1 protein-coding gene is annotated in these 2,213 nt (G+C 35.0%); it reads left to right on the forward strand.

All coding sequences use genetic code 11. The features are described from left to right. Positions 1-266: 266 nt before the first annotated feature. Positions 267-1,691 (forward strand): deoxyribodipyrimidine photo-lyase, 8-HDF type, encoded by a 1,425-nt coding sequence (locus AC3DU7_RS28325; protein ID WP_488042595.1) that lies wholly within the window; start codon positions 267-269, stop codon positions 1,689-1,691. Positions 1,692-2,213 lie beyond the last annotated feature (522 nt).

Genomic DNA, 2,213 nt, shown 5'->3' on the forward strand with positions numbered 1-2,213 from the left:
ACTTAAAACCTAAAATAATTAATCATTAATAATTTTGTTAAAATCGAGATTATAGCTGACTTGGAATTACTATAAATGTAAGCATCCCCCAGGAAATGCTTGCCTATAAACAAAAATTATCTAATTAACAGTAAACTTAAAATTATAGCAGTCGAAGGAAAGGTTAGGAAAAATAAAAAGCTTAAAATTAAGACAAGATAAGATTTTTCTCTCTTCCTTCTTCTTTATTCCTTCTTTCTTCTGCTATAACAATAAAATTAAAATAAATGTCTAACTTAATTCTCTTTTGGCATCGACGCGATTTACGCATTTCAGATAATATCGGACTGACACAAGCATCTCAACAAAATCAAAAAGTAGTAGGAATATTTTGCCTTGACCAAAATATTCTCAAACAAGACGACATTGCCCCCGCAAGAATAACCTATATGATTGGTTGTTTACAACATCTACAAAAACGCTACCAAGAAAAAGGAAGTCAACTATTAATACTCTCAGGAAAACCTGCCGAAGCTATACCAAAATTAGCAACTTTTTTAGAGGCAAAAGCAGTATATTGGAATCGAGATGTTGAACCTTATAGTCGGGAGCGCGATCGCCAAGTTACTGAAAATTTAGAAACAGTAAATATTCAAGTAAAAACATTTTGGGATCAACTCCTTCATTGCCCAGAAGAAATATTTACTTCTACTAATAAACCCTATAGTGTTTATACTCCATTCTGGAGAACTTGGAGCAGCAAAAAAAAATCTAAACCAGTCAATATTTCCGTACTCAAAGGGTTAACTGAAGAAGAACTTCAACACACCAAAAAAGTAGGAGTTATTGACTTACCCACTGCAAAAGAATTAGGATTTAATTGGGAAAACCCACTCATTCTCGAACCCGGAGAAACTATAGCACTAGAAAAATTAGAAACATTTTGCCAAGGGGCAATATACTCATACCAACAACAACGAAATTTCCCTAGTATTGATGGTACATCCCAACTCAGTCCAGCCCTAAAATTTGGTACTATTGGTATTCGGACAGTTTGGGCAAAAACTCAAGAATTAATAGAAAATTGTTCTAGCGATGAAGCATTTGAAAATATAGAAACTTGGCAAAAAGAAATAGCATGGCGCGAATTTTATCAATATGTTATGTATCATTATCCCGAACTAGAAACTGGTCCTTATCGCCCACATTGGAAAAATTTTCCTTGGGAGAATAATGAAGCATATTTTTTGGCCTGGTGTGAAGGTAGAACAGGTTATCCTATTGTTGATGCTGCTATGCGTCAGTTAAATGAAACAGGTTGGATGCACAACCGTTGCCGGATGATAGTTGCCAGTTTTTTGACCAAAGATTTAATTATTAACTGGCAATGGGGCGAAAAATATTTTATGCAGAAATTAATAGATGGGGACCTTTCTGCTAATAATGGCGGTTGGCAGTGGAGTGCGTCTAGTGGGATGGACCCAAAACCTTTGAGAATATTTAATCCTGCATCTCAGACACAGAAATATGACCCAGAAGCAGAATATATTCGGGAGTGGGTGTCAGAGTTGCGGAGTGTAGATACGGAGTATTTAGTTACTGGTAAAATTCCGGCGGATGAGCGAGAAGCTGTAGATTATCCTGCGCCTATTGTTGACCATAAAAAAAGACAACAATTGTTTAAGTCTCTTTATCAGGAGCAGAAAAATTGATTTTGTAGATTCTTTCAACAATTAATAATGAATAATTACCTCTTCTTGAAAATAAGAGGATTGACTAATAATGAAAATTTTTCTTTATTATCCCCTTAAAAAGCTATCCCTTATAAGGAACTCCTCAGACACTAGGACACGGAGACACGGAGACGCGGAGACACAGGGACACGGAGAGAAGGGGAGAAGGGAGAAATAGTCATAGTATCTAAGTAAAACTACTTGATCTACCAAATCTACCAAAATAAATGTACTTTTAAATACATTTTTTCTCTAGAAAAAGGCTTTAAAAGCCTACAACATAATTTATTTATTTTGTCAAGTTTTATGTTAAGAAAGATGTTTATAAAGCATAGCTTAAAAAGGGAGGCTTTAAACCACAATTTTTCTGTAAGTTAGGTTGAGATATAACGAAACCCAAAGCTTGTTACCTTGTTACGGTCAAAATTTTCTTCCTTCTTTCTTCTTCCTTCTTCCTTCTTTCTTCTTCCTTCTTCCTTCTTTCTTCTTCCTTCTTCCTTC

The sequence above is a fragment of the Okeania sp. genome (assembly GCF_983059655.1).

What these genes read in the sequence shown, in the direction of transcription:
- AC3DU7_RS28325 (WP_488042595.1), top strand. Translation starts at nt 267, where the DNA reads ATGTCTAACTTAATTCTCTTTTGGCATCGACGCGATTTACGCATTTCA.